The organism is Azospirillum sp. A29, assembly GCF_042604625.1.
Lineage (GTDB): Bacteria > Pseudomonadota > Alphaproteobacteria > Azospirillales > Azospirillaceae > Azospirillum > Azospirillum palustre.
On sequence record NZ_CP170466.1, the window covers coordinates 944,247 to 965,217 of the forward strand.

The window sequence follows — 20,971 nt, forward strand, 5'->3', positions numbered from 1 at the left end:
GGCCGACGTTCATTCACTCGAACAGCCACTCAGGCGGCCTGCTTGCCCAGATCCAGACGGACGGTCGGGCCGGCGGTGCGGATACGCTCGCGCATCGTCGCCGGGACCGGGACGCCATCCTCCTCCACCACCTCGAAGGCGTAGATGTCAACGCCGAACTGCTCGCGCTCCGCCGTCGCCTTGGCGTCGGCCAGCACGGCATCCGCCTCGGAGCGCTGGAACAGCGCAGCCTCGGCAAAGGACTCGACCCACCGGCCGCCGTCGCCCAGGAACACGACTTCTCCGTCGCGCAGGCGGTTGGCGGTGATGGCTTTCATCGATCCTTCCTTCGATCGATCCTTGGCCGACATCTGGCTCTCCTGGCTGGTCGTTCTCGAACGCGTTTGGTGTCTTAACCCGAACCGTCGGCGGTCCGGCAGTGAATTCGCGATAGAATGGGTTTCGCGGGAGGCGGGCCGTTACGGCAGCCACTTCTCCCGGTCGATCAGGTCGCGGCTTTCGCGGGCGACCTCGGACATCGACGCGCCCTCCGCCCGGCGGCGGTTGCGAAGCTCGGCGATGGTGCGCAGCCGCTCCGCCCAGTCGTCCGGGAACAGGGCCTCCAGCCGCTGGCGCAGCAGGCTGGCGAGCGTCGGGCTGCGGCCGCCGGTGGAGACCGTCATCACCAGATCGCCACGCCGCACCACGGAGGGCGAGTGGAAATCGCACAAGGGAATGACGTCCTCGACATTCACCAGCACCCGGCGCTGCCGTGCCAGGTCTGCCAGCGCCGTCTCGGTCTCCGTCCCCAGCCCCATCACATACAGCACGCCGACCTTGTCGAGATCGGATGCCTCCGGCAGAGCCCGCACCAGACGGTCGCCGGCGAGAGCCGCCAATTCCCCATCCGGTTCCGGTGAAAAGACCTGCGGATCGGCCCCGCCCTCGCGAAGCTGCGTCAGACGGCGCACCGCGAGCGGGCCGTTGCCGGCAAGCGCAATCGTCACCCGCGCCGGGTCGAGCGCCAGCGGAATCATGCCGGCCTCACCGAAACGGGCGAAATCGGGCGGGCGGCTGCGGCGCCTATAACCGGGGTCCTGTGCATGGCGGTATTTAGCCCGGCTGCCGCACGACAATCAACATATTTCACACAACGATTTGCAGCGCAGCACAAACCTATTAAACAAGTAGAGAATGTATTTACGTTGCACGGGTTTTCCGCCGGTGTTAATGTGCAAACACAGTCATTAAACCTACATATTTAGTATACTTAAAGGCCACCGCGAAAGGCAGCCGACGATGGACGCGGAAACACGGGTGAAGCATCTGACCGACAGCCACGGCACGCTGGAAGGCGCGCCGCTGCTCGCCGCCATGCATGAGCTGTTCGGCGGACGGATCGCGCTGATGTCGTCCTTCGGGGCCGAATCCGCAGTGCTGCTGGCGCTCGCCGCCGAAGCGACGCCGGATTTCCCGGTTCTGTTTGTGAATACCGGCAAGCTGTTCGGCGAGACCCTGCGCTACCGCGACGAGCTGGTGAAGCGGCTGGGCCTCAGGGATGTGCGGGAGATCGGGCCGACCGCCGACGACCTCGCCGCCGGCGACAAGGACGGCATGCTGTTCACCCGCGATTACGACGCCTGCTGCCATCTGCGCAAGACGGTGCCGCTGGACCGCGCGCTGGCCACCGCCGGGCTGGAGGCCTGGGTGACGGGACGCAAGCGCTTCCAGTCCTCGACCCGTGCCGCCCTGCCCCTGTTCGAGGCGGAGGGCGGCCGCGTGAAAGTCAACCCACTGGCCAACTGGGACAAGGCCCGGCTGGAGGAAGAGTTCACCCGGCGCGACCTGCCGCGCCACCCGCTGGAAGCCGACGGGTACCTGTCTATCGGCTGTTACACCTGCACCGAGCGAGTGGCGCCCGGTGCCGACCCGCGTTCCGGCCGCTGGGCCGGCAGCGCCAAGACCGAATGCGGCATACACACCATGATTGGAACCGCCCGATGAGCGCCGATCTCGACCAGCTCGAAAACCAGAGCATCTACATTCTGCGCGAAGCCTACAACCGCATCGACAAGCTGGCGATGCTCTGGTCGATCGGCAAGGACAGCAACGCGCTGCTGTGGCTCTGCCGCAAGGCGTTCTTCGGCCGCATTCCCTTCCCCGTCGTGCAGCTCGACACCGCCATGGAGCTGCCGGAGGTCTACGAGTTCCGCGACCGCATCACCAAGGAATGGGACCTCGACCTCAAGGTGGAGCAGTGCCCGCCCGAGGAGGAGATGGACCAGACCCTGCCGCCGCTGACCCGCGCCGCCGCGCGCAAGACGGAAGGTCTGAAGAACCTGCTGCGCGACAATGCCTATCAGGGCGTGATGGTCGGCATCCGCCGCGACGAGCAGGCGACCCGCGCCAAGGAGCGCGTGTTCTCGCCGCGCTCGCTGGAAGGCGACTGGGACGTGAAGGACCAGCCGGCGGAGTTCTGGGACCATTACAAGACGCGCTTCCCCGAAGGCGTCCATGTCCGCATCCATCCGCTGCTGGCCTGGACCGAACTGGACATCTGGCGCTATTCGCAGCGCGAGGGGATCCCCATCGTCCCGCTGTACTTCGCCCGCGACGGCAAGCGTTACCGCTCGCTGGGTGAGAAGAACATCACCTTCCCGGTCGACAGCACCGCGTCCACCATCGACGAGATCATCGCCGAGCTTCAGGTGACCCGCGTGCCGGAACGCGCCGGCCGGGCGATGGACAACGAATCCGAAGACAGCTTCGAACGCCTGCGCAGCGTGGGGTACATGTAAGATGCCGCATTCTCAACTCCGCATCGTCATCGTCGGCCATGTCGACCATGGCAAGTCCACGCTGATCGGCCGCCTGCTGAACGACACCGGCAGCCTGCCGGACGGCAAGGTCGAGCAGGTCCGCGAGATGAGCCGCAAGCGCGGCATGCCGTTCGAGTGGGCCTTCGTGATGGACGCGCTCCAGGCCGAGCGCGACCAGGGCATCACCATCGACACCACGCAGATCCATTTCAAGACGAAGCAGCGTCCCTACGTCATCATCGACGCGCCGGGCCACACCGAGTTCCTGAAGAACATGGTGACCGGCGCCTCCCAGGCCGACGCCGCTCTGCTGGTGATCGACGCCGACGAGGGCGCCCTGGAACAGTCGCGCCGCCACGCCTTCCTGTTGCATCTGCTGGGCGTGCGTCAGGTCGCGGTCGTCGTCAACAAGATGGACAAGGTCGAGTTCTCCAGCCACCGCTATGAGGCGGTGGCGCAGGAGATCAAGGACTATCTGGCCGAGCTGGGTCTCCAGCCCAAGGCGGTGATCCCGGTCTCCGCCCGCAATGGCGACAACATCGTCAGCCGCAGCGAGCAGGCCGAGTGGTATCTGGGGCCCACGGTGATCGAGCAGCTCGACGCCTTCCGTCCGCAGCAGACCTCGCCCGACCAGCCGCTGCGCTTGCCCCTGCAGGACGTCTACAAGCCGGACGACCGCCGCATCCTGGCCGGCCGCATCGAAAGCGGGCGCCTGCGCGTCGGCGACACCCTGCACTTCTCGCCCACCGGCGCCAGCGCCAAAGTCGTCAGCATCGAGGCGTGGAACCATCCGGAGACGGTACTGTCGGCCCAGGCCGGGCAAAGCATCGGCATCACGCTGGACAAGCGCATCTTCGCCGAGCGCGGCCATCTCGCCCACCACCAGTCCGACGCCCCGACGCTGGCCCACCGGCTGAGCGTGCGGCTGTTCTGGCTGGTGTCCGATCCGCTGGTGGTCGGCAAGACCTACACGCTGAAGATCGCCACCGCCGAACACCGGGTGACGGTGGAGCAGGTGACGGCGGTCATCAATGTGGAGGATCTGTCCAGCACCCCCGGCAAGGCGGTCCGCCGCAACGAGGTGGCGGAGGTCGTCCTGCGCTCCCGCTCGCCCATCGCGCTGGATCTGGCGTCGGAGCTGCCGCGCACCGGCCGCGGCGCGCTGATCGACGGCAACGACGTGGTCGGCGGCTGCCTGGTGGTGGAGATCGAGGACGCCGCCGCGGCCAACATCACCGAGGTGTCGCACACCGTCTCGCTGGAGGAGCGCGCCCAGGCCAACGGCCACAAGGGCGGCGTCATCTGGCTGACCGGCCTGTCGGGTGCCGGCAAGTCGACGCTGGCGATGGCGCTGGAACGCGCGCTGTTCGACCGCGGCTGGCAGACCTTCGTGCTGGACGGCGACAATGTCCGCAACGGGCTGAACGCCGGGCTGGGCTTCTCGTCGGATGACCGGGCGGAGAACATCCGCCGGGTGGCCGAGACGGCGAAGCTGTTCGCCGACGCCGGCATGGTGGTGATCGCCTCGCTGATCTCGCCGCTGAAGGCCGACCGGGCACGGGCGCGGGTGATCGGCGGCGAGCGCTTCCACGAGGTGCATGTCGCCGCCAACCTCGCCACCTGCGAGGAGCGCGATCCGAAGGGCCTCTACAAGAAGGCGCGGGCCGGCGAGATCGCCGAGTTCACCGGCATCTCGGCCCCCTACGAGGCGCCGGACCAGCCCGAACTGTTGATCGACACCGACGCGCTGAGCCGCAGCGAGGCACTGGCCCAGCTGCTGGACTATGTCGACGAGACCTTGGGCAAGAACAGCCTGAAGTCGGAGAAAGAGCTGACCTATGTGATCTGAGGGTCGGTTTTATAGGGTGAAACGACGGGCGCGGGGGAAAGACCGCGCCCAACGTGTTTTTCAGGCTGCCGTCCTCTCGCTGCGATACAGCGCCGTCACCATCAGCGCCGCGGTCGCCAGCGCCAGCGGGACGAAGGAGATGCTCAGCACGGCATCCCAGCCGTAGCTGGTCAGCAGGCTGCCCGAGGCGAAGGAGCCGCAGGCCATGGTGCCGAAGACGATGAAGTCGTTCAGCGACTGCACCCGCGTCTTCTCCTCCGGCCGATGGCAATCGAGCACCAGGGCGGAGGCGCCGAGGAAGCCGAAGTTCCACCCGACCCCCAGCAGGATCAGGCCGATCCAGAAATGCGCGATGTCCTGCCCGGCCAGTCCGACCGCGGAGGATGCGGCGATCAGCGCCAGACCGGCGGCGACGATCCGCGGCGCACCGAAGCGGCCGATCAGCCGCCCGGTGAAGAAGCTGGGGGCGTACATGGCGATGACGTGCCATTGCAGGCCCAGATTGGACGATTCCTGCGGCAGTCCGCACAGCCGCATCGCCAGCGGGGCGGCGGTCATGATGAAATTCATCAGCAGATAGGACACCACCCCGCAGATCACCGCGGTGATGAAGCGGGGCTGGCGCAGGATGACGGCCAGCGGGCGTCCGCCAGCGACGTCCGACGCTGTTGGCTTGGGCAGGCGGACACCGAGCAGGACGAGGGCCGACAGCGCGGCGACGGCGGCCTGCGCCAGATAGGTCGCAGCGAACAGGTGAGGCGGCCACAAGTTCATGGTGTGGGTGACCAGCTGCGGGCCGACGATGCCGGCGACCACGCCCCCCGCCATCACGGCGGACATGGCGCGCGGCCGGCGCTCCGGACCGGTGCAGTCGGCGGCGGCGAAGCGGAAGGACAGCACCACCGCGGCATAGGCTCCGCCGGGGATCATCGCCGCGCAGAATAGCCAGAACGAGCCGAGCAGGAGAGCCAGCGAGGAAAGCAGACCCACGAGGACGCCGCATCCGGTCCCGCCCAGGAACGCCGCGCGCCGGCCGAAACGCCGGGCGATGCTGCCGGCCGGCAGGGTGCAGATCGCCATGCCGACCACGAAGATGGAGATCGGCAGGGTCGCCAGCGCCGGGCTGGGGGCCAGCGCATTGCCGACGATTGCGCCGGTGGCATAGACGACCACCGCATTGGCGCCGGCCAGCGCCTGCGCGATGACCAGCCGGGCAACGTTGCTCACCTCATGCGCATGGGAGACCGCGGACGCCGGTTCGTTCCTGGCAGTGGCTTCGGCTTGCGGCATGGGACTCTCCGGGACGATTTGAAGGCGAATGGTTGAGCAAGGCTTAGCGACCCGGCACTATGAGCGGAAATGGTTTGTTCTCATGGTTCGATGAACAGGAGTCATGGATGCTCGATCGCCAGTTCCTCGCGATCCTGCGCGAGGTCGACCGGACGGGCAGCGTCACCGCCGCCGCTGGCCGGCTGAACCTGAGCCAGTCGGCGCTGAGCCACACCATCGCCAGGTTCGAGGAGCGCCACGGCATCGAGATCTGGATGAAGAAGGGGCGCAGCCTCCGCTTCACCCAGGCGGGGAACCATCTTCTGGCGCTGGCCCAGCGGGTGCTGCCGCAGTTCGAGCATGCGGAGCGGGTGCTGGCCGACTTCGCGTCGGGCCGGCGCGGCACCTTGCGGGTCGGAATGGAATGCCACCCCTGCGAACGCTGGCTGATGCGGATGACGGGGGTGTATCTGACGCGCTGGCCCGAAGTGGATTTCGACCTGCGCACCGAATTCCGTTTCGACGGCGTTGCGGCGCTGGTGGACAACGAAATCGATCTGCTGATCACCCCCGACCCGGTCGACCGGCCGGACGTCCTGTTCACGCCGGTCTTCGATTACGACCTCGTGCTGGTGGTGCATGAGGCTCATCCACTGGCCGTGCGCGGGATCGTGCAGCCGCAGGACCTGCTGGACGAGGAACTGATCGCCGTTCCGGTCAGCCTGGACCGGCTGGACATCTACACCCGCTTCCTAGTTCCCGCCCAGTGCCGGCCGCGCAGCCACCGGACGGCGGAGACCACCGACCTGATGCTGCAACTGGTCGCCGCCGGGCGCGGGGTCGCCGTCCTGCCCGACTGGCTGGTGCGGGAGGACGGGGCCGGCCTGCCCGTCCGCACACTGCGGCTCGGCACCAACGGGATCGGCAAGAGCATCCATCTCGGCGTCCGCCGCGGCGAGGAGACGGTCGATTACATCGCCGGCTTCCTGGATCTCGCGCGGGAGAGCGGACCGTAGGAGAGAGGTTGGATCGATCAAGACTCTGCTGCGGCGCACATCCTGTGGCATAAGGGGCCGCCATCACGCTTTCGCGCATCACGCCCCAAGGACCCCTGCCGCCCATGATCCGCTTCGATAACGTCAGCAAGCAGAACGGCCACCGCATCCTGTTCCTGGAGGCCTCCGCGGCGCTCAACCGGGGCGAAAAGATCGGGCTGGTCGGTCCGAACGGTGCCGGCAAGACCACCCTGTTCCGCATGATCACCGGCGAGGAGCAGCCGGACGGCGGTCAGGTGGCGATCGAGAAGCAGGTCAGCATCGGCTATTTCAACCAGGATGTCGGCGAGATGTCCGGCCGCAGCGCGGTGGCGGAGGTGATGGACGGCGCCGGGCCGGTCAGCGTCGTCGCCGCCGAGCTGGCGGAGCTGGAAGCCGCCATGGCCGACCCTGACCGCGCCGACGAGATGGACGCCATCATCGAGCGCTACGGCGAGGTGCAGGCCCGTTTCGACGAGTTGGGCGGCTATGAGCTGGAAGGCAAGGCGCGCGAGGTGCTGGCGGGCTTGAGCTTCAGCCAGGAGATGATGGACGGCGACGTCGGCGGCCTGTCGGGCGGCTGGAAGATGCGCGTGGCGCTGGCCCGCATCCTGCTGATGCGCCCCGACGCCATGCTGCTCGACGAGCCGAGCAACCATCTGGACATCGAAAGCCTGATCTGGCTGGAAGGCTTTCTGAAGGGCTACGAGGGCGCCCTGCTGATGACCTCGCACGACCGCGAGTTCATGAACCGCATCGTCACCAAGATCATCGAGATCGATGGCGGCACGCTGACCAGCTATTCCGGCGACTATGGCTTCTACGAGAAGCAGCGGGCGCTGAAGGAGAAGCAGCAGGAGGCGCAGTTCGAACGCCAGCAGGCGATGCTGGCGAAGGAGATCAAGTTCATCGAGCGCTTCAAGGCCCGCGCCTCGCACGCCTCCCAGGTGCAGAGCCGGGTGAAGAAGCTGGACAAGATCGAACGCTTCGAGCCGCCCAAGCGCCGCCAGGTCGTGACCTTCGACTTCCCGCCGGCCCCGCGCTCCGGCGACGACGTGGCGGTGCTGAAGAACGTCCACAAGGGCTATGGCAGCCGCTCCATCTATGAAGGGTTGGACCTGACCATCCGCCGCAAGGAGCGCTGGTGCGTGATGGGCGTCAACGGCGCCGGCAAATCGACCCTGCTTAAGCTGATCGCCGGGACGACCGAACCCGACAGCGGCACCGTCACCGTCGGCGGCAGCGTCAAGATGGGCTATTTCTCCCAGCATGCGATGGAGCTGCTGAACGGCGACCAGACCATCTTCGAAGCGCTGGAGGCGCATTTCCCGCAGGCCAGCCAGGGCTCGCTGCGGGCGCTGGCCGGCTGCTTCGGCTTCTCCGGCGACGATGTGGAGAAGCGGTGCCGCGTGCTGTCGGGCGGCGAGAAGGCGCGGCTGGTGATGGCGATCATGCTGTTCAACCCGCCCAACTTCCTGGTGCTCGACGAGCCGACCAACCACTTGGACCTCGACACCAAGCAGATGCTGATCCAGGCGCTGGCGGCCTATGAGGGCACCATGCTGTTCGTGTCGCACGACCGTCATTTCCTGGCAGCCCTCTCCAACCGCGTGCTGGAGCTGACGCCGGAGGGCATCCACCAGTATGGCGGCGGCTACACCGAGTATGTCGAGCGCACCGGACAGGAGGCGCCGGGGCTGCACAGCTGAGCCTCTGCCCTTCCCATCACTCCAAGTGAACGGCCCCTTCAGAACAAGTCATTGGTCGTGAAGTCCGCCGAGGCGTAGCATCGCCTGCGTTGTCGAGGCAGCGGAGGCGAACATGCCCTCTCATCCGGATTCCCTTGAATTGTTGGGGCTGCGGTCGCCGGTGATCCAGGCGCCGATGGCGGGGGGCGGCGACACGCCGGCCCTGGTCGCCGCGGTCAACGAGGCCGGCGGGCTGGGCTTCGTCGGCGCCGCCTACCTGACCGGGGAGCAGATCGCGGAGCGAGCGCTCGCCATCCGTCAGCGCACCGCCCTGCCCTTCGGCATCAACCTGTTCGCGCCGACGCCGGCCCCCGGACCGGCGCCAATGATGGCTGAGTCGATGGCCCGCGTGAGGCCCTTCCATGCCGAGCTTGGCCTGCCGGAGGCCGAAGAGCCCGCCTATGGCGGCGACGCCTTCGACCGGCAAATCGCCGCCCTGCTGGACAGCGGCGCCGCCTTCTACAGCGTCACCTTCGGGCTGCCGCCCGCCGACAGCGTGACGGCGGCCAAGGCACGCGGCATGCGGGTGCTGGGCACCGCGACCACGGTGGCGGAGGCGGTGGCCCTGGAACAGGCCGGCGTCGATGCGGTGATCGCCCAGGGCAGCGAGGCCGGCGGGCATCGCGGCAGCTTCATCGGCGATCCGGCCGCCAATCTGGTCGGCACGATGGCGCTGGTGCCGCAGGTGGCCGATGCGGTGGGCGTGCCGGTGATCGCGTCGGGCGGCATCATGGACGGGCGCGGCATCGCCGCGGCGCTGGCGCTGGGCGCGACCGCGGTGCAGATGGGCACGGTGTTCCTGACCACCGGCGAGGCCGGCATCCCCGAGGCGCACAAGGCCGCAATCCTGGCGGCGCGCGAGGACCAGACCCGCATCACCCGCGCCTTTTCCGGCCGGCCGGCACGCGGCATCGTCAACCGCTTCATGGAGACGGTGGAGGACCCGCAGGCGCCCGAGGCGGTGCTGCCCTTCCCCTTGCAGAATACACTGACCCGCCCGCTGCGCACCGCCGCCGGCAAGGCCGGCCGGGCGGAGTTCCTGTCGCTGTGGGCCGGACAGGGGCTGACACTGGCGCATCGGCGCCCGGCGGGGGAACTGGTGGCGGAGCTGCTGCGCGGGACGGAGGAGGTGCGGCGCAGGCTTGCCGGTTGACCGGATAAACGGGCCGGCCTGCTCAGACCGCCTCGGCCGTCACCCGGTTGCGGCCGCTGCGCTTGGCGGCGTAGAGCGCCTGGTCGGCGCGGCGGACCAGCGTCAGGGCCGGTTCGCCGGGGCGGAACTGGGCGACACCGACCGACAGCGCGACGGTGCCGTAATTGGCATTGCGCGCCTTGTTCACGATCTGGCGGCCACCGACGAAGACCCGCACCTGCTCCGCCAGCCTGGTGGCGTTCTCCAGACTGGTGCGCGGCAGGATGATCGCGAACTCCTCCCCGCCATAGCGGGTGGCGGTGTCGCGGCCCTTGATGCATTCGGTCAGCATGCGGGCGACCAGCTTCAGCACATGGTCGCCGACCAGATGGCCGTGGGTGTCGTTGAAGCTCTTGAAATGGTCGATGTCGACCATCAGCAGCGACAGCGGCTGCTCGTCGCGCACCGACGCCTCCATCGCCTCCTCCAGCATCAGGTCGAAGGCCTTGCGGTTGCCGATGCCGGTCAGCCCGTCGGTCAATGCCTCGCGCCGCGCGCTGTCCAGGCTGACCCGCATCTCCGCCAGCTGCTGGCTCGATTCCTGAAGTTGCAGCTGGAGCGCCGTCTGGCGGTCGACGATCTCCTTGGTCTCCGCGGCGATGGCGGCGACCATGGCGCGCAGTTCCAACAGGCTGAGCGGCTGGTCCAGCTCTTCCCGGAAGCCGGACAGGGCATTGCCGTAGCGCTCCGTCTCCGACCCGACATTGCCCAGCTGCTCCAATATGCGCCCCAGGGCATAACGGGCCTTGTCGGAGGTCTCACGGATCGCCTGGGCTTCGGCGTCCATGGTGAAGAAGCGCTTGTACAGCTCGTCGCACAGCGTCTGCGAGGCGGCCAGCCCATCGCGGCGCGCCAGATCGATGGCGCGGGTCAGGTCCGGGTTGTTGCCGCTGTAATAGACATACCAAAGTGTGAAGTTTTCCGGGGTGGCCGCCAGCCGGTCGGACAGCATCCGCTCCATGGCCTTCGCGGCAAGGCCGCTGGAACGCTCGAAATCCTCCGCAGTTGCCACGACCGCCGTCCGTCCAAAATCATTCGATTTCGAACGGTACGCGGCACAAGCCCTTACGGCAAGAAGGTTTTTGGGAACAGGACGAGATGTTACAACCGCCCTGGTTGTGCACTATCCGATTAATTGCATTGTCCGACGGAACTCTCGGCGCAGATATGCGTACCGTCGGTCCAGCGTGCCCCCGACAGGTCGGCATGGCGCAGGTCGGTGCCGGACAGCTTCGCTCCCGTCAGGTCGGCACGCGCCAGCGACGCCCCCACCATCTTGGCATTGCGCAGGTCGGCCTCGCGGAAGCTGGCGCCGGTCAGGTCGGCGCGGGTGAAGTCCGCCTCGATCAGGCGGGCCTTGTCGAAGACCGCGCCGGGGGCGGTGGCGCTGATGAACTTGGCCCGGTAGCCGTCGGCATCGGTCAGCTTCGCCTCGCCCAGGCTGGTGCGCTGAAAGGTCGCATCGCGCAGCATGGCGCCGCTGAGATCGACACCGGTCAGCGTCTGCCCCTCCAGCGAGCAGCGCCGCCAATTGACCTTCGGCTGCGCCGCCTCGGTGCAATCGGCCAGCGCCGGGCCCACGGAAAGGACGGTCAGCACGGCCGCGGCGGCGGCAAGAATGCCGGAACGGATGCGCAAGCGAAGCGGCGGGACGGGTGCGGTTCTCATCCCTCGATAGATGGGGGCACCGCCGCTCAACTCAACCACCGGGCCGTTGCAAGCAGGGCTTGCGGTTATCCGGCGGTTCGGGAACCGTCCAACCGGGCAACCGCACGCCCCGCCTGCGGCGGTTGGGGATGGACGGCATGGGCAGCCGCCTGTCCGGCCAGCGCAGCCGCGACGGCCGACGGGAATGGGCCGGTCTTCCGCGTGCCGAGATCGACGTGCAGCAGCATGAACTCGGCCGTCGCCGCCAGCCAGCCCTCCTTGGCATGCCGCATTTCGTGGAACAGGTGCAGCCGCTTGGCGTCGGCGCCGAGCAGCAGCGAGTCGAAACGCAGCGGCGTACCCTCGGTCACCTCGCGGGCATAGGTCAGGTGGGCATCGACGACAAAGACCGACCGGTTCTCCGCCGCGACATACGCCTTGCCGATCCCGAAGCGGTCCAGCACGGCATCCGTCGCATGGTCGAAGGCCAGCAGGTAATAGGCGACGTTCATGTGCCCGTTGTAGTCGATCCACTCCGGACGCACGGTTTCGCGGTGGAGGGTCAAGGGGGCGGGGGCATCGGTGGTCATGGCATTCCAAGAAAGCGGATGATGTCGGTTCGCAGGGTCTAGATCTCCGCCAGCCAGCCGACGACCTCCGAAACCGGCAGGTCGGGCAGAGGGTCGTCGAAGATACCGGCTCCCGGATAACGCGGCGCACTGATGAATGCGGTGAGATGAGCCAACGCGGCGATGCGCAGCGCCATCGGATGCCCGGCTGGAAGCCGGGCAACCAGACTGTCGATGTCGTGGGACTTGGGCGGCATCGTGCCGGCCGCCACAAGCAGGGCCTTGGCGAGCTTCTCGACCGCCTGCTGGCAATGATAGGCCGCCATATTTGGCTCCGGTTCGGGACCATAGAGGTTGTTGCGGATCGCCTTCACGTCGCGCTCCACAACAACCAGCCATCCCTGGACCTCCCTACGCTCCATAAACCCGGAGCCCCCGGCGCTTGACCTCGTAACTCAAGGTGCCCACGACATCCTTGGACGCTTCGTAATTGGTGCGCGTACAGGGAATGATGTCGGCGGGAATGCCGGTGCCGATCTTGGACGCATAGGCATAATGGATCGACCGCCGTTCCTTCGGCGCATCGTCCGGGACGATCACCAGCAGGTCGTAATCGCTGTCCTCGTCGAAATCGCCGCGCGCCCGGCTGCCGAACAGGTAGACGGCTTCCGGCTCCAGGGCCGGGACGATCCGGTCCAGCAGGATTTGCAGCTTCTCGTCGTTCCGCGTGTCGACCGCAGCCATGGGGTGCCTCCGCCACCCATCCTAACACGGAACAGGCGGCGGAGGATCATCCCATGGACCGAAGGCCTTACACCGAGAAGTACTTGGCCCGCGGGTGGTGCAGGACGATGGCGGAGGTGCTCTGCTCCGGATGGAGCTGGTCCTCGTCCGACATCTCGATGCCGATGCGGCCGGCGTCCAGCAGCTTCAGCAGCTGTTCCTGGTCCTTCAGGTTCGGGCAGGCCGGATAACCGAAGCTATAACGGCTGCCGCGGTAGGACTGCTGCAACAGCTTCTCCTTGTCGCGGCTGTCCTCGGCGCCGTAGCCCAGTTCCGCACGGATGCGGGCATGGACATATTCCGCCATCGCCTCGGTCATCTCCACCGACAGGCCGTGCAGGTAGAGATAGTCCTGATAGCGGTTCTCGGCGAACCACTCGCGCGCCACCTCGGCGCAATGCTGGCCCATGGTGACGACCTGGAGGCCGAGCACGTCACGCTCCGGATCGGTCACGTCGCGCAGGAAATCGGCGATGCACTCGCCGTCCTCCTTGCCCTGGCGCGGCAGCGAGAAGCGGGCGGCCTCGGTGATGCCGTCCTCCTCGAACAGGATGACGTCGTTGCCGTCGGCCGCCGCCTTCCAATAGCCGTAGACGGCGGTCGGACGCAGGATTTCCTCCTTCGCCGCGATCTGGAGAATGCGGTCGAGCACCGGCCGCAGCTCCTTCTTCGCCCACTCCTTGAACTCCTCGAAGGACTTGCCGTCCTTCCGGTAGCCCCATTGCAGCTGATAGAGCATCCGCTCGTTCAGGTAGGTGACCAGAGTCTTCAGCGGCACATGGTCGATCAGCTTCGGCCCCCAGAAGGGCGGGGTCGGCACCGGAACGCCCTCGGCCAGCCGGTGGCGGCGGGCGCGGACGGCGTCCTTGTCCACCGGGCCGGTGGCGGCGCTGGTCGCCTGCCCCAGCACGCGGCGGCGGTTGGTCGCCTTGCCGGCGCGCTTGGCCTGCTGGATGGCGAGCTGCTGGTCGAAGCTGCCCTCCACCACCTTGTCCATCAGGGTCAGCCCGTCGAAGGCGTCGCCGGCATAGGCGACGCGGCCCGAGCCGTAGGAGGCCACGCAGTCGCCCTCGACATAGGCGCGGGTCAGGGCGGCACCGCCGAGCAGGACCGGAACCTCCAGCCCCTCGCGGGTCATCTCCTCAAGGTTCTCGCGCATCACCACGGTGGACTTCACCAGCAGGCCGGACATGCCGATGGCGGTGGCCTTGTGCTCCTTGGCGGCCTGGATGATGGCGGTCACCGGCTGCTTGATGCCGAGATTGACCACCTTGTAGCCGTTGTTGGTCAGGATGATGTCGACGAGGTTCTTGCCGATGTCGTGGACGTCGCCCTTCACGGTGGCGAGAACCAGCGTGCCCTTCTGCTGGCCCTCGATCTTCTCCATGTGCGGTTCCAGCCACGCCACGGCGGTCTTCATCGTCTCCGCCGACTGAAGCACGAAGGGAAGCTGCATCTTGCCGGCGCCGAACAGTTCGCCCACCACCTTCATGCCGTCGAGCAGATAGGTGTTGATGATCTCCAGCGGCGGATGGCTCTTCATCGCCTCGGCCAGATCGTCCTCAAGCCCGGTGCGGTCGCCGTCGACGATGCGCTCCTTCAGCCGTTCCTCCACCGTCTCGGCCCGCGCCTTCTTCTTGGCGTCGGCCGCCTTGCGCCCCTCGAACAGGGCGATGAAGGCCTGGAGCGGGTCGTACCCTTCCGCACGGCGGTCGAAGATCAGATCCTCGGCGGTCTTGACCTCCTTCTCAGGGATCTGGTGCAGCGGCAGGATCTTGGAGACATGGACGATGGCGCCCGTCATCCCCTTCTTCACCGCATGGTCGAGGAAGACCGAGTTCAGCACATGGCGCGCCGCGGCGTTCAGGCCGAAGGAGACGTTGGACAGGCCCAGGATGATCTGGCAACCGGGCATCTCGCGGGCAATCGCCTCGATGCCTTCCAAGGTCCAGATGGCGAGCTTGCGGTCGTCCTCGTTGCCGGTGGCGATGGTGAAGGTGAGCGGATCGAACAGCAGGTCGGACGGGGCGAGGCCGTACTCGTTGACCGCCAGATCGTAGAGCCGCTTGGCGACCTCCAGCTTGCGGTCGGGCGTCTTCGCCATGCCCTCTTCATCGATGGTCAGCGCGATGACGGCGGCGCCGAACTTCTTGGCCAGCGCCAGACGCAGCCTTGCCGGCTCCTCGCCGTCCTCGAAGTTGATCGAGTTCAGGATCGCCTTGCCGCCATAGAGCGCCAGCGCCTGTTCCAGCACCTTGTACTCGGTCGAATCGATGACCAGCGGCGCCGTCACCGAGCCGGAGAAGCGGGAGATCACCGCGTTCATCTCCGCCACCTCGTCACGGCCGACGAAGGCGGTGCAGACGTCGAGCGAGTGGCTGCCCTCCTTGACCTGCTCGCGCGCCATCTCGACGCAGCCGTCCCAGTCGTTCTTCTCCTGCAACTCGCGCCACTTCTTGGAGCCGTTGGCGTTGCAGCGCTCGCCGATGGCGAAGAAGGCGTTCTCCTGGCGCAGCGTCACCTGGGAGTAGAGCGAGGCCACCGCCGGCACCCAATGGACGGTGCGGCCCTTCGGCGCCGGGCGGTGCGAGCCGGCCGGGGCAAGCTTGCGCAGCATTTGGTTCGCCGCCGCGATGTGCGGGACGTTGGTGCCGCAGCAACCGCCGACGAGGTTGACCCCGTCCTCGCCAACGAAGCGCTCCAGCCAATGGGCGAAGTCGTCGGCGCGCAGCGGGTAGTGGGTCTTGCCGTCGACCAGTTCGGGCAGGCCGGCGTTCGGCTGGACCGAGATCAGGCCCGGCCAGTTCTGCGACAGCCAGCGGACATGCTCGCTCATCTCCAGCGGGCCGGTGGCGCAGTTCAGCCCCATCAGCGGCACGTCCAGCGCCTGGATGACGGTGGCCGCCGCGGCGATGTCGGTGCCGACCAGCAGCGTGCCGGTGGTCTCGACCGTCACCTGGACGAAGACGGGGGTGTCGCTGTTGGCTTCCAGCCGGGCGCGCTTGATGCCGTTGACGGCGGCCTTGATCTGCAAGGGGTCCTGGCAGGTCTCGACCAGGATGGCGTCGGCGCCGCCGGCGATCAGGCCGGCGGCCTGGACATAGAAACTGTCCTCCGCCGGTTGATAGGCGATGTGGCCCAGGCTGGGCAGCTTGGTGCCCGGCCCGATGGAGCCGATGACGAAGCGCGGCTGGCCGTCCTTGAAGCTTTCCGCCGCCTCGCGCGCCAGTTCGACCGCGCGCTGGTTGATCTCAAACGCCTTCTCGGAGATGCCGAACTCGCCCAGCGTCACCGGCGAGGCGCCGAAGGTGTCGGTCTCCACCATGTCCGCCCCGGCTTCGAAATAGCCGCGGTGGATGTCGCGGACGATGTCCGGGCGCGACAGGGGCAGGATGTCGGTGCAGTTCTCGTGCCCCCAGTAATCCTTCTCGACGTCGAGGTCGAGCGCCTGGATGCGGCTGCCGAACCCGCCGTCGCAAAGCAGAACACGGTCACGCAGGGTGTCGAGGATGTGGGCCATGGGAATGCGTCTTGTCCGTTATTTGGCGGGTTCGGGGCAGAAAGGCAGGGTCAGGTCTCAGGTCAGGCCGTGGCGGTTCAACGGCCACCAGTCCTCGTCGAGAAGCTGGTCCTGGGAATAGGGGCAATCGGGCGGCAAGTCGCTTGGACGAAGGCCGTCGCGCTCCAGACCGAGAGCGGCGATCTTACGACCGGACTTGTAGATGTCGGCGGTGTCGATCCGCCCGCGAAGGCTGGGACTGGCCGACAAGTCGCGGGCAACACGGTCGCGGTGTTCGAGAACGGAAACCTTCCAGTCACCGCGCGGATCGGCCGCGGGGGAGTGTTCAAGCTTCAGGAGATGCTCGATCACACGGACCAGCGCGCTTTCGACCGCGCGCAACTCTGACCGGCCCATGCTTTCGATCTCCTCCGCGACATTCTCCCAGTCGATGGGCGTGTTGATGCGCTCACGCGCCGCCTCGCGGAGCAGGCGTGCCTGCTCCTCGGTCCAGGCGAGGAAGTCGGTGTCGTATCCGATCCGGCTGTCCATGGCGCGATGCCCCTCTTCCGCGTATGTGCGGCCAGTCTAGCATGAAACCGTGGTGGCCGGCGCCCTACCCCGCCACCGCTGCCGCGGCCGGAGCGGCCTTCGCCTTCACGCCCAGCATGCGGCAGATGGCGATGGTCAAATCCGACCGGTTGAGCGTGTAGAAGTGGAAGTCGTTCACGCCCTGCGCCTGCAAGGCCTGGCACTGCTCCGCCGCCACCGTCGCAGCGACGAGCTGGCGGGTTTCCGGATCGTCGTCCAGCCCCTCGAAGGTCTCGGCCAGCTTCGCCGGCATCGAGGCACCGCACTTGCCGGCGAACTCCACCGCGCGGGCGAAATTGGTGATCGGCAGGATGCCGGGGACGATCGGCACATGGATGCCGGCCGCCGCACAGCGGTCGAGGAAGCGGAAATAGGCGTCGTTGTCGAAGAAGAACTGGGTGATCGCCCGGGTGGCGCCGGCGTCGACCTTGCGCTTCAGGTTGTCCAGGTCGAACTGGGCGTTGGGCGCCTCCGGATGGCTTTCGGGATAGGCCGCGACCGAGATTTCGAAGTCGGCGATGCGCTTCATCCCCGCCACCAGATCGGCGGCATAGGCGTAGCCGCCGGGGAACGGCTCGTACCGTCCGCCGACACCGCCCGCGGTCTCCGGCGGGTCGCCGCGCAGCGCCACCAGATGGCGGATGCCGGCATCCCAATAGGTGCGGGCGATGGCGTCGATCTCGTCGCGGGTGGCGCCGACGCAGGTGAAATGGGCGGCGGCCGGGATGCCGGTCTCGTCCTGGATGCGGCAGACGGTGGCGTGGGTGCGCTCGCGCGTCGATCCGCCGGCACCGTAGGTCACCGACACGAAGCTGGGCGACAGCGGGGCCAGCCGCCGGATCGACTGCCACAGGCTCTGCTCCATCTTCTCCGACTTGGGCGGGAAGAACTCGAAGCTGATGGACGGCAGCGCAGAGGTGGGCGCGGTCATGACGGAACTCCGCTGAGCGAGTGGGCGGTCTTCGGGAAGGAAATGGCGGCGCCGGCCGCAAGGCGGGTGGCCGGCCAGACGGAAACGGTCAGCGGGTCGCCCGGCAGCTGCACCACCGGGCCGCAGTCGAGGCCGGACTGGCGGCACCAGCCGGCGACCTCGGCATCGGAGAAGCCCAGGCGGCGGTGCGCATGCTCCTCGCGCAGGGCTTCCAGATGATGGGGGGCGAAATCGACGATCAGCAGCAGCCCGCCGGGGCGCAGGACCCGCGCCGCTTCGGCCAGCACGCCAGCCGGCGATTCGGTGTAGTGCAGCACCTGATGGATCACCGCGGCGTCGAATGAGCCGGAGGGGAACGGCAGCTGGTACATGTCGGCCTGACGGACATGGCAGTGGCGAAGCCCCGCCTCCTCCAGCCGGTTGCGGGCGACGGCCAGCATCTCGCGCGACTGGTCTACCCCGATCGCGCGATGGACGCGCCCGGCGAGCACCTCCAGCATCCGTCCGGTGCCGGTGCCGATATCCAGCAGCTCCTCCACCCCCTCCTTCGGGAACAGGCGCAGCAGAGCGGCCTCGACCTCGCCTTCCGCAACGTGAAGGGAGCGGATTTCGTGCCAGCGCGCGGCATTCTCACGGAAATAGGCGGCGGCGCTTTCCGAGCGGGACCGTTTGATGGCGTCCAGCCGCTCCAGATCGAGGATGAGGGTGGCGTCGTCCGCGGGGATGGCGTCGACCAGGACGCGCGCCAGCTCGGCCGACTGCCCCTTCTCGGCCAGCCGGTAGAAGGCGAAGGTCCCCTCGCGGAAGCGGTCGAGCAGGCCGGCGTCGCACAGGAGCTTCAGGTGGCGCGAGACGCGAGGCTGGCTCTGGCCCAGGATCTGGGTCAGTTCGGTCACCGTCAGCTCGCCATGCGCGCAGAGTGCCAGCAGCCGCAGTCGCGTCGTTTCGGCCGCCGCCTTCAGCGTCGCAAGCAGATCGTCCATCGCCTCACGTCCGATTCGGGCCAGGAAAGGGGCCGGCCGGCCGGGACACCCCGCCCCGCCGGCCTGAATACAGATATAAAGATATCTTTATGCGTCGTAAACCGCTTTTCTCAGCCGCTCGCGCCAACACCCGCGACCGGGCCGCGCCGGCCGGACCCGGTGCCGGCAGTCCGTGGCAAAAAGCGGCAGGATGCAAGCTCTCCCGCCGCATTGCGGCAAAGCCGACACAGTCGCCGCGGCCTCTCCGGCGCCATGCCGGCGCATGCTGGTCAAAAGGCGAAGCCTGTGTTAGGTCAGGAAACGGTGGAAATTCTGCGATATCTCGCCCAATCTTCCTCCGGACCGCGTAGCCACCTTGCCAGGGTTGAGGACTCCAGCCATCGGGGTCTTCGGTTGTGGACAGGAGATGCCGCGACCCGCACCGAGTCGAGCCCACAGATAAAGAGCCGTCGCACATGAAGCTGGCCAGCCTTTCCCGCTCCCTCCTCCGTTCGGCCACCGTGGTGGCCTTCGCCCTGACGGCCACGGCCTGCGCGACCAACCCGGGCGACTCGGGTGCTACGGATGCGGCCTATCAGGTCAGCGATCCGCTGGAGATCCCCAACCGCTTCGTCTTCGCCGCCAATGAGGCGGCCGACGTGCTGGTGATCCGCCCGGCTGCCGAGGTCTATGTGGGGGTCGTGCCCGATCCGGTGCGCGACGCCATCCACAACTTCATCGACAACCTGATGTCGCCGCTCTACATCGCCAACAACCTGCTGCAGGGCAATGTGGAGGGGGCGACGAACGCCACCGGCCGCTTCCTGACCAACACCATTCTCGGCGCCGGCGGCATCGCCGACGTCGCGTCGCAGGCGGGCATCCCGCAAGCGCCGGAGGATTTCGGCCAGACGCTGGCGGTGTGGGGCGTTGGCGACGGTCCGTATCTGGTCCTGCCGCTGCTGGGTCCGTCGAACCTGCGCGACACCGCCGGCTACGCCGTCGACACCGTGGGCGACCCGATCCGCATCTGGGCCTACGCCAACGACCACAAGGGCGCCTATATGACGCGCGGCATCGTCAGCGCCGTCGACCGCCGGTCGGAGGTTCTGAAGGAGGTCGACGACCTGCGCCGCAACTCGCTGGACTTCTACGCCACCGTGCGCAGCCTGTACCAGCAGCAGCGCCGGGCGGCGATCAGCAACAACAAGACGGGCACGACGCCGGAATTCCCGGATTTCACCACCGCGCCGAAGCCCTGATCCGTTCCCGACGCCTTTGCGGCTTTTTGCCCATCGCGACCATCGCACGCCACCCTCCGGGGACGGCTGCGGCGGTCGCGTCGGCGGGCGGAGCCGGGAAGCGGGAGACGGACCGAAAGCCTCCTCCAAAAGCACCCGGCGGCAGCCCAAAGGCCAGATGACCGTTGACAAAGCTCCCGCAACAGCCACTTTTCGCCCCATCATGCTGACACGCCGCCAGTTTGTCGCGTCCGCTGCCCTGCTCGCGGTGAGCGGTTGGGCCGGGCACTCTCTCATCTCTCCCGCAGCCGCGCAGACCGCGGACCAGGGGGCAAGCGCGTTCATCCAGAAGCTGGGGAACGACGCCATCGCAACCTTCTCGGACAAGAGCCTGTCGCGCGATCAGGCGATCCAGCGCTTCCGCACGCTGCTGTACGCCGGCTTCGACGTGCCGTACATCGGGCGCTGGGTGCTGGGCCGCTACTGGAACAGCGCCAATGAGGCGCAGCGGGCCGAATACCAGAAGCTGTTCGAACAGCTGATCGTCAACACCTATGCCGAGCGCTTCGTCGAGTATTCCGGCGAGACGTTCAAGATCGCCGGCGTTAGCCCGGCCGGCGAAGCTGACAGCATGGTGACGACGCAGATCGTCCGTCCCAACGGCCCGCCGGTGAATGTCAGCTGGCGTGTCCGCAAGGGCGGCGCCGACTACAAGATCATCGACGTGGTGGTGGAGAATGTCAGCATGGGCGTGACCCAGCGGCAGGAATTCGCCTCCGTCATCGAACAGAATGGCGGCCGCGTTGACGGGTTGATCCAGGCGCTGCGCCAGAAGGTCGGCCGCACCGGCTGACCGAT

Annotated in this window: 20 protein-coding genes; 8 read left to right on the forward strand and 12 right to left on the reverse strand. The window is 67.4% G+C overall.

Translation table 11 applies throughout. The features are described 5' to 3' along the window. Positions 1–29: 29 nt before the first annotated feature. Entirely contained in the window at positions 30–317 is a 288-nt protein-coding gene (locus ABNQ38_RS19310; protein ID WP_377809773.1) for a DUF2849 domain-containing protein, read from the reverse strand. A gap of 141 nt (positions 318–458) precedes the next feature. Next, positions 459–1,016 carry a bifunctional precorrin-2 dehydrogenase/sirohydrochlorin ferrochelatase gene (locus tag ABNQ38_RS19315; protein WP_377809774.1) on the reverse strand — a complete coding sequence of 186 codons (558 nt, stop codon included), beginning with the start codon at positions 1,014–1,016 and terminating at the stop codon, positions 459–461. Positions 1,017–1,278: 262 nt separating this feature from the next. Between ABNQ38_RS19315 and ABNQ38_RS19320 the strand changes: the two genes are divergently transcribed. Genes ABNQ38_RS19320 through cysC form a run of 3 tightly spaced genes read left to right on the forward strand, consistent with a single transcriptional unit; the run spans position 1,279 to position 4,647 of the window. Next, positions 1,279–1,983, forward strand: coding sequence for a phosphoadenylyl-sulfate reductase (locus ABNQ38_RS19320; protein WP_377809775.1), 705 nt, complete (start codon positions 1,279–1,281; stop codon positions 1,981–1,983). Continuing rightward, entirely contained in the window at positions 1,980–2,777 is a 798-nt protein-coding gene (gene cysD, locus ABNQ38_RS19325; RefSeq protein WP_377809776.1) for a sulfate adenylyltransferase subunit CysD, read from the forward strand. Before ABNQ38_RS19320 ends, cysD begins: the two co-directional genes overlap by 4 nt. 1 nt (position 2,778) lies before the next feature. Then, positions 2,779–4,647: an adenylyl-sulfate kinase gene (gene cysC, locus ABNQ38_RS19330; protein ID WP_377809777.1), complete on the forward strand. Its 1,869-nt coding sequence runs from the start codon at positions 2,779–2,781 to the stop codon at positions 4,645–4,647. A gap of 60 nt (positions 4,648–4,707) precedes the next feature. Here cysC and ABNQ38_RS19335 read toward each other — a convergent pair whose 3' ends face one another. Then, a complete protein-coding gene (locus tag ABNQ38_RS19335) occupies positions 4,708–5,937 on the reverse strand; it encodes an MFS transporter (protein WP_377809778.1) in 1,230 nt (409 codons plus the stop codon). Positions 5,938–6,044: 107 nt separating this feature from the next. Here ABNQ38_RS19335 and ABNQ38_RS19340 point away from each other — a divergent pair, with 107 nt between their 5' ends. The 3 genes from ABNQ38_RS19340 (at position 6,045) to ABNQ38_RS19350 (ending at position 9,851) form a co-directional block, all read left to right on the forward strand. Further along, on the forward strand, positions 6,045–6,932 hold the full coding sequence (locus ABNQ38_RS19340; protein ID WP_377809779.1) for a LysR family transcriptional regulator: 888 nt from the start codon (positions 6,045–6,047) through the stop codon (positions 6,930–6,932). A gap of 104 nt (positions 6,933–7,036) precedes the next feature. Beyond that, on the forward strand, positions 7,037–8,659 hold the full coding sequence (locus ABNQ38_RS19345) for an ABC-F family ATP-binding cassette domain-containing protein (RefSeq protein ID WP_377809780.1): 1,623 nt from the start codon (positions 7,037–7,039) through the stop codon (positions 8,657–8,659). Between the two features lie 112 nt (positions 8,660–8,771). Then, on the forward strand, positions 8,772–9,851 hold the full coding sequence (locus ABNQ38_RS19350) for an NAD(P)H-dependent flavin oxidoreductase (RefSeq protein WP_377809781.1): 1,080 nt from the start codon (positions 8,772–8,774) through the stop codon (positions 9,849–9,851). Between the two features lie 22 nt (positions 9,852–9,873). On the opposite strand, the gene ABNQ38_RS19355 is transcribed toward ABNQ38_RS19350, so the two are convergent. The 9 genes from ABNQ38_RS19355 to ABNQ38_RS19395 all read right to left on the reverse strand — a co-directional run bounded on the left by ABNQ38_RS19355 (position 9,874) and on the right by ABNQ38_RS19395 (position 18,893). Continuing rightward, on the reverse strand, positions 9,874–10,902 hold the full coding sequence (locus tag ABNQ38_RS19355) for a GGDEF domain-containing protein (protein WP_377809782.1): 1,029 nt from the start codon (positions 10,900–10,902) through the stop codon (positions 9,874–9,876). A gap of 119 nt (positions 10,903–11,021) precedes the next feature. Then, positions 11,022–11,558 (reverse strand): pentapeptide repeat-containing protein, encoded by a 537-nt coding sequence (locus ABNQ38_RS19360; RefSeq protein WP_377809783.1) that lies wholly within the window; start codon positions 11,556–11,558, stop codon positions 11,022–11,024. Positions 11,559–11,623: 65 nt separating this feature from the next. Beyond that, positions 11,624–12,127, reverse strand: coding sequence for a thioesterase family protein (locus ABNQ38_RS19365; RefSeq protein ID WP_377809784.1), 504 nt, complete (start codon positions 12,125–12,127; stop codon positions 11,624–11,626). 38 nt (positions 12,128–12,165) lie between these two features. After that, on the reverse strand, positions 12,166–12,480 hold the full coding sequence (locus ABNQ38_RS19370; protein WP_377809785.1) for a HEPN domain-containing protein: 315 nt from the start codon (positions 12,478–12,480) through the stop codon (positions 12,166–12,168). A 37-nt stretch (positions 12,481–12,517) separates the two neighbouring features. Then, positions 12,518–12,850: a nucleotidyltransferase domain-containing protein gene (locus tag ABNQ38_RS19375; RefSeq protein ID WP_377809786.1), complete on the reverse strand. Its 333-nt coding sequence runs from the start codon at positions 12,848–12,850 to the stop codon at positions 12,518–12,520. A gap of 67 nt (positions 12,851–12,917) precedes the next feature. Beyond that, complete coding sequence (gene metH, locus ABNQ38_RS19380) at positions 12,918–16,409, reverse strand: methionine synthase (RefSeq protein ID WP_377809787.1); 3,492 nt, start codon at positions 16,407–16,409, stop codon at positions 12,918–12,920. Positions 16,410–16,466: 57 nt separating this feature from the next. Continuing rightward, positions 16,467–16,940, reverse strand: coding sequence for a DUF29 domain-containing protein (locus ABNQ38_RS19385; RefSeq protein WP_377809788.1), 474 nt, complete (start codon positions 16,938–16,940; stop codon positions 16,467–16,469). Between the two features lie 64 nt (positions 16,941–17,004). Continuing rightward, entirely contained in the window at positions 17,005–17,910 is a 906-nt protein-coding gene (metF, locus tag ABNQ38_RS19390; RefSeq protein ID WP_377809789.1) for a methylenetetrahydrofolate reductase [NAD(P)H], read from the reverse strand. After that, positions 17,907–18,893, reverse strand: a complete 987-nt coding sequence (locus ABNQ38_RS19395; protein ID WP_377809790.1) for an ArsR/SmtB family transcription factor — start codon at positions 18,891–18,893, stop codon at positions 17,907–17,909. The genes metF and ABNQ38_RS19395 overlap by 4 nt, the downstream gene beginning before the upstream one ends. Before the next feature lie 455 nt (positions 18,894–19,348). On the opposite strand from ABNQ38_RS19395, the gene ABNQ38_RS19400 reads away from it, so the two are divergent. After that, the gene (locus ABNQ38_RS19400; protein WP_377809791.1) at positions 19,349–20,134 is read left to right on the forward strand and encodes a VacJ family lipoprotein; all 786 of its coding nucleotides are present in this window, start codon (positions 19,349–19,351) and stop codon (positions 20,132–20,134) included. A gap of 157 nt (positions 20,135–20,291) precedes the next feature. Continuing rightward, positions 20,292–20,966, forward strand: a complete 675-nt coding sequence (locus tag ABNQ38_RS19405) for a phospholipid-binding protein MlaC (RefSeq protein WP_377809792.1) — start codon at positions 20,292–20,294, stop codon at positions 20,964–20,966. Positions 20,967–20,971: the final 5 nt, after the last annotated feature.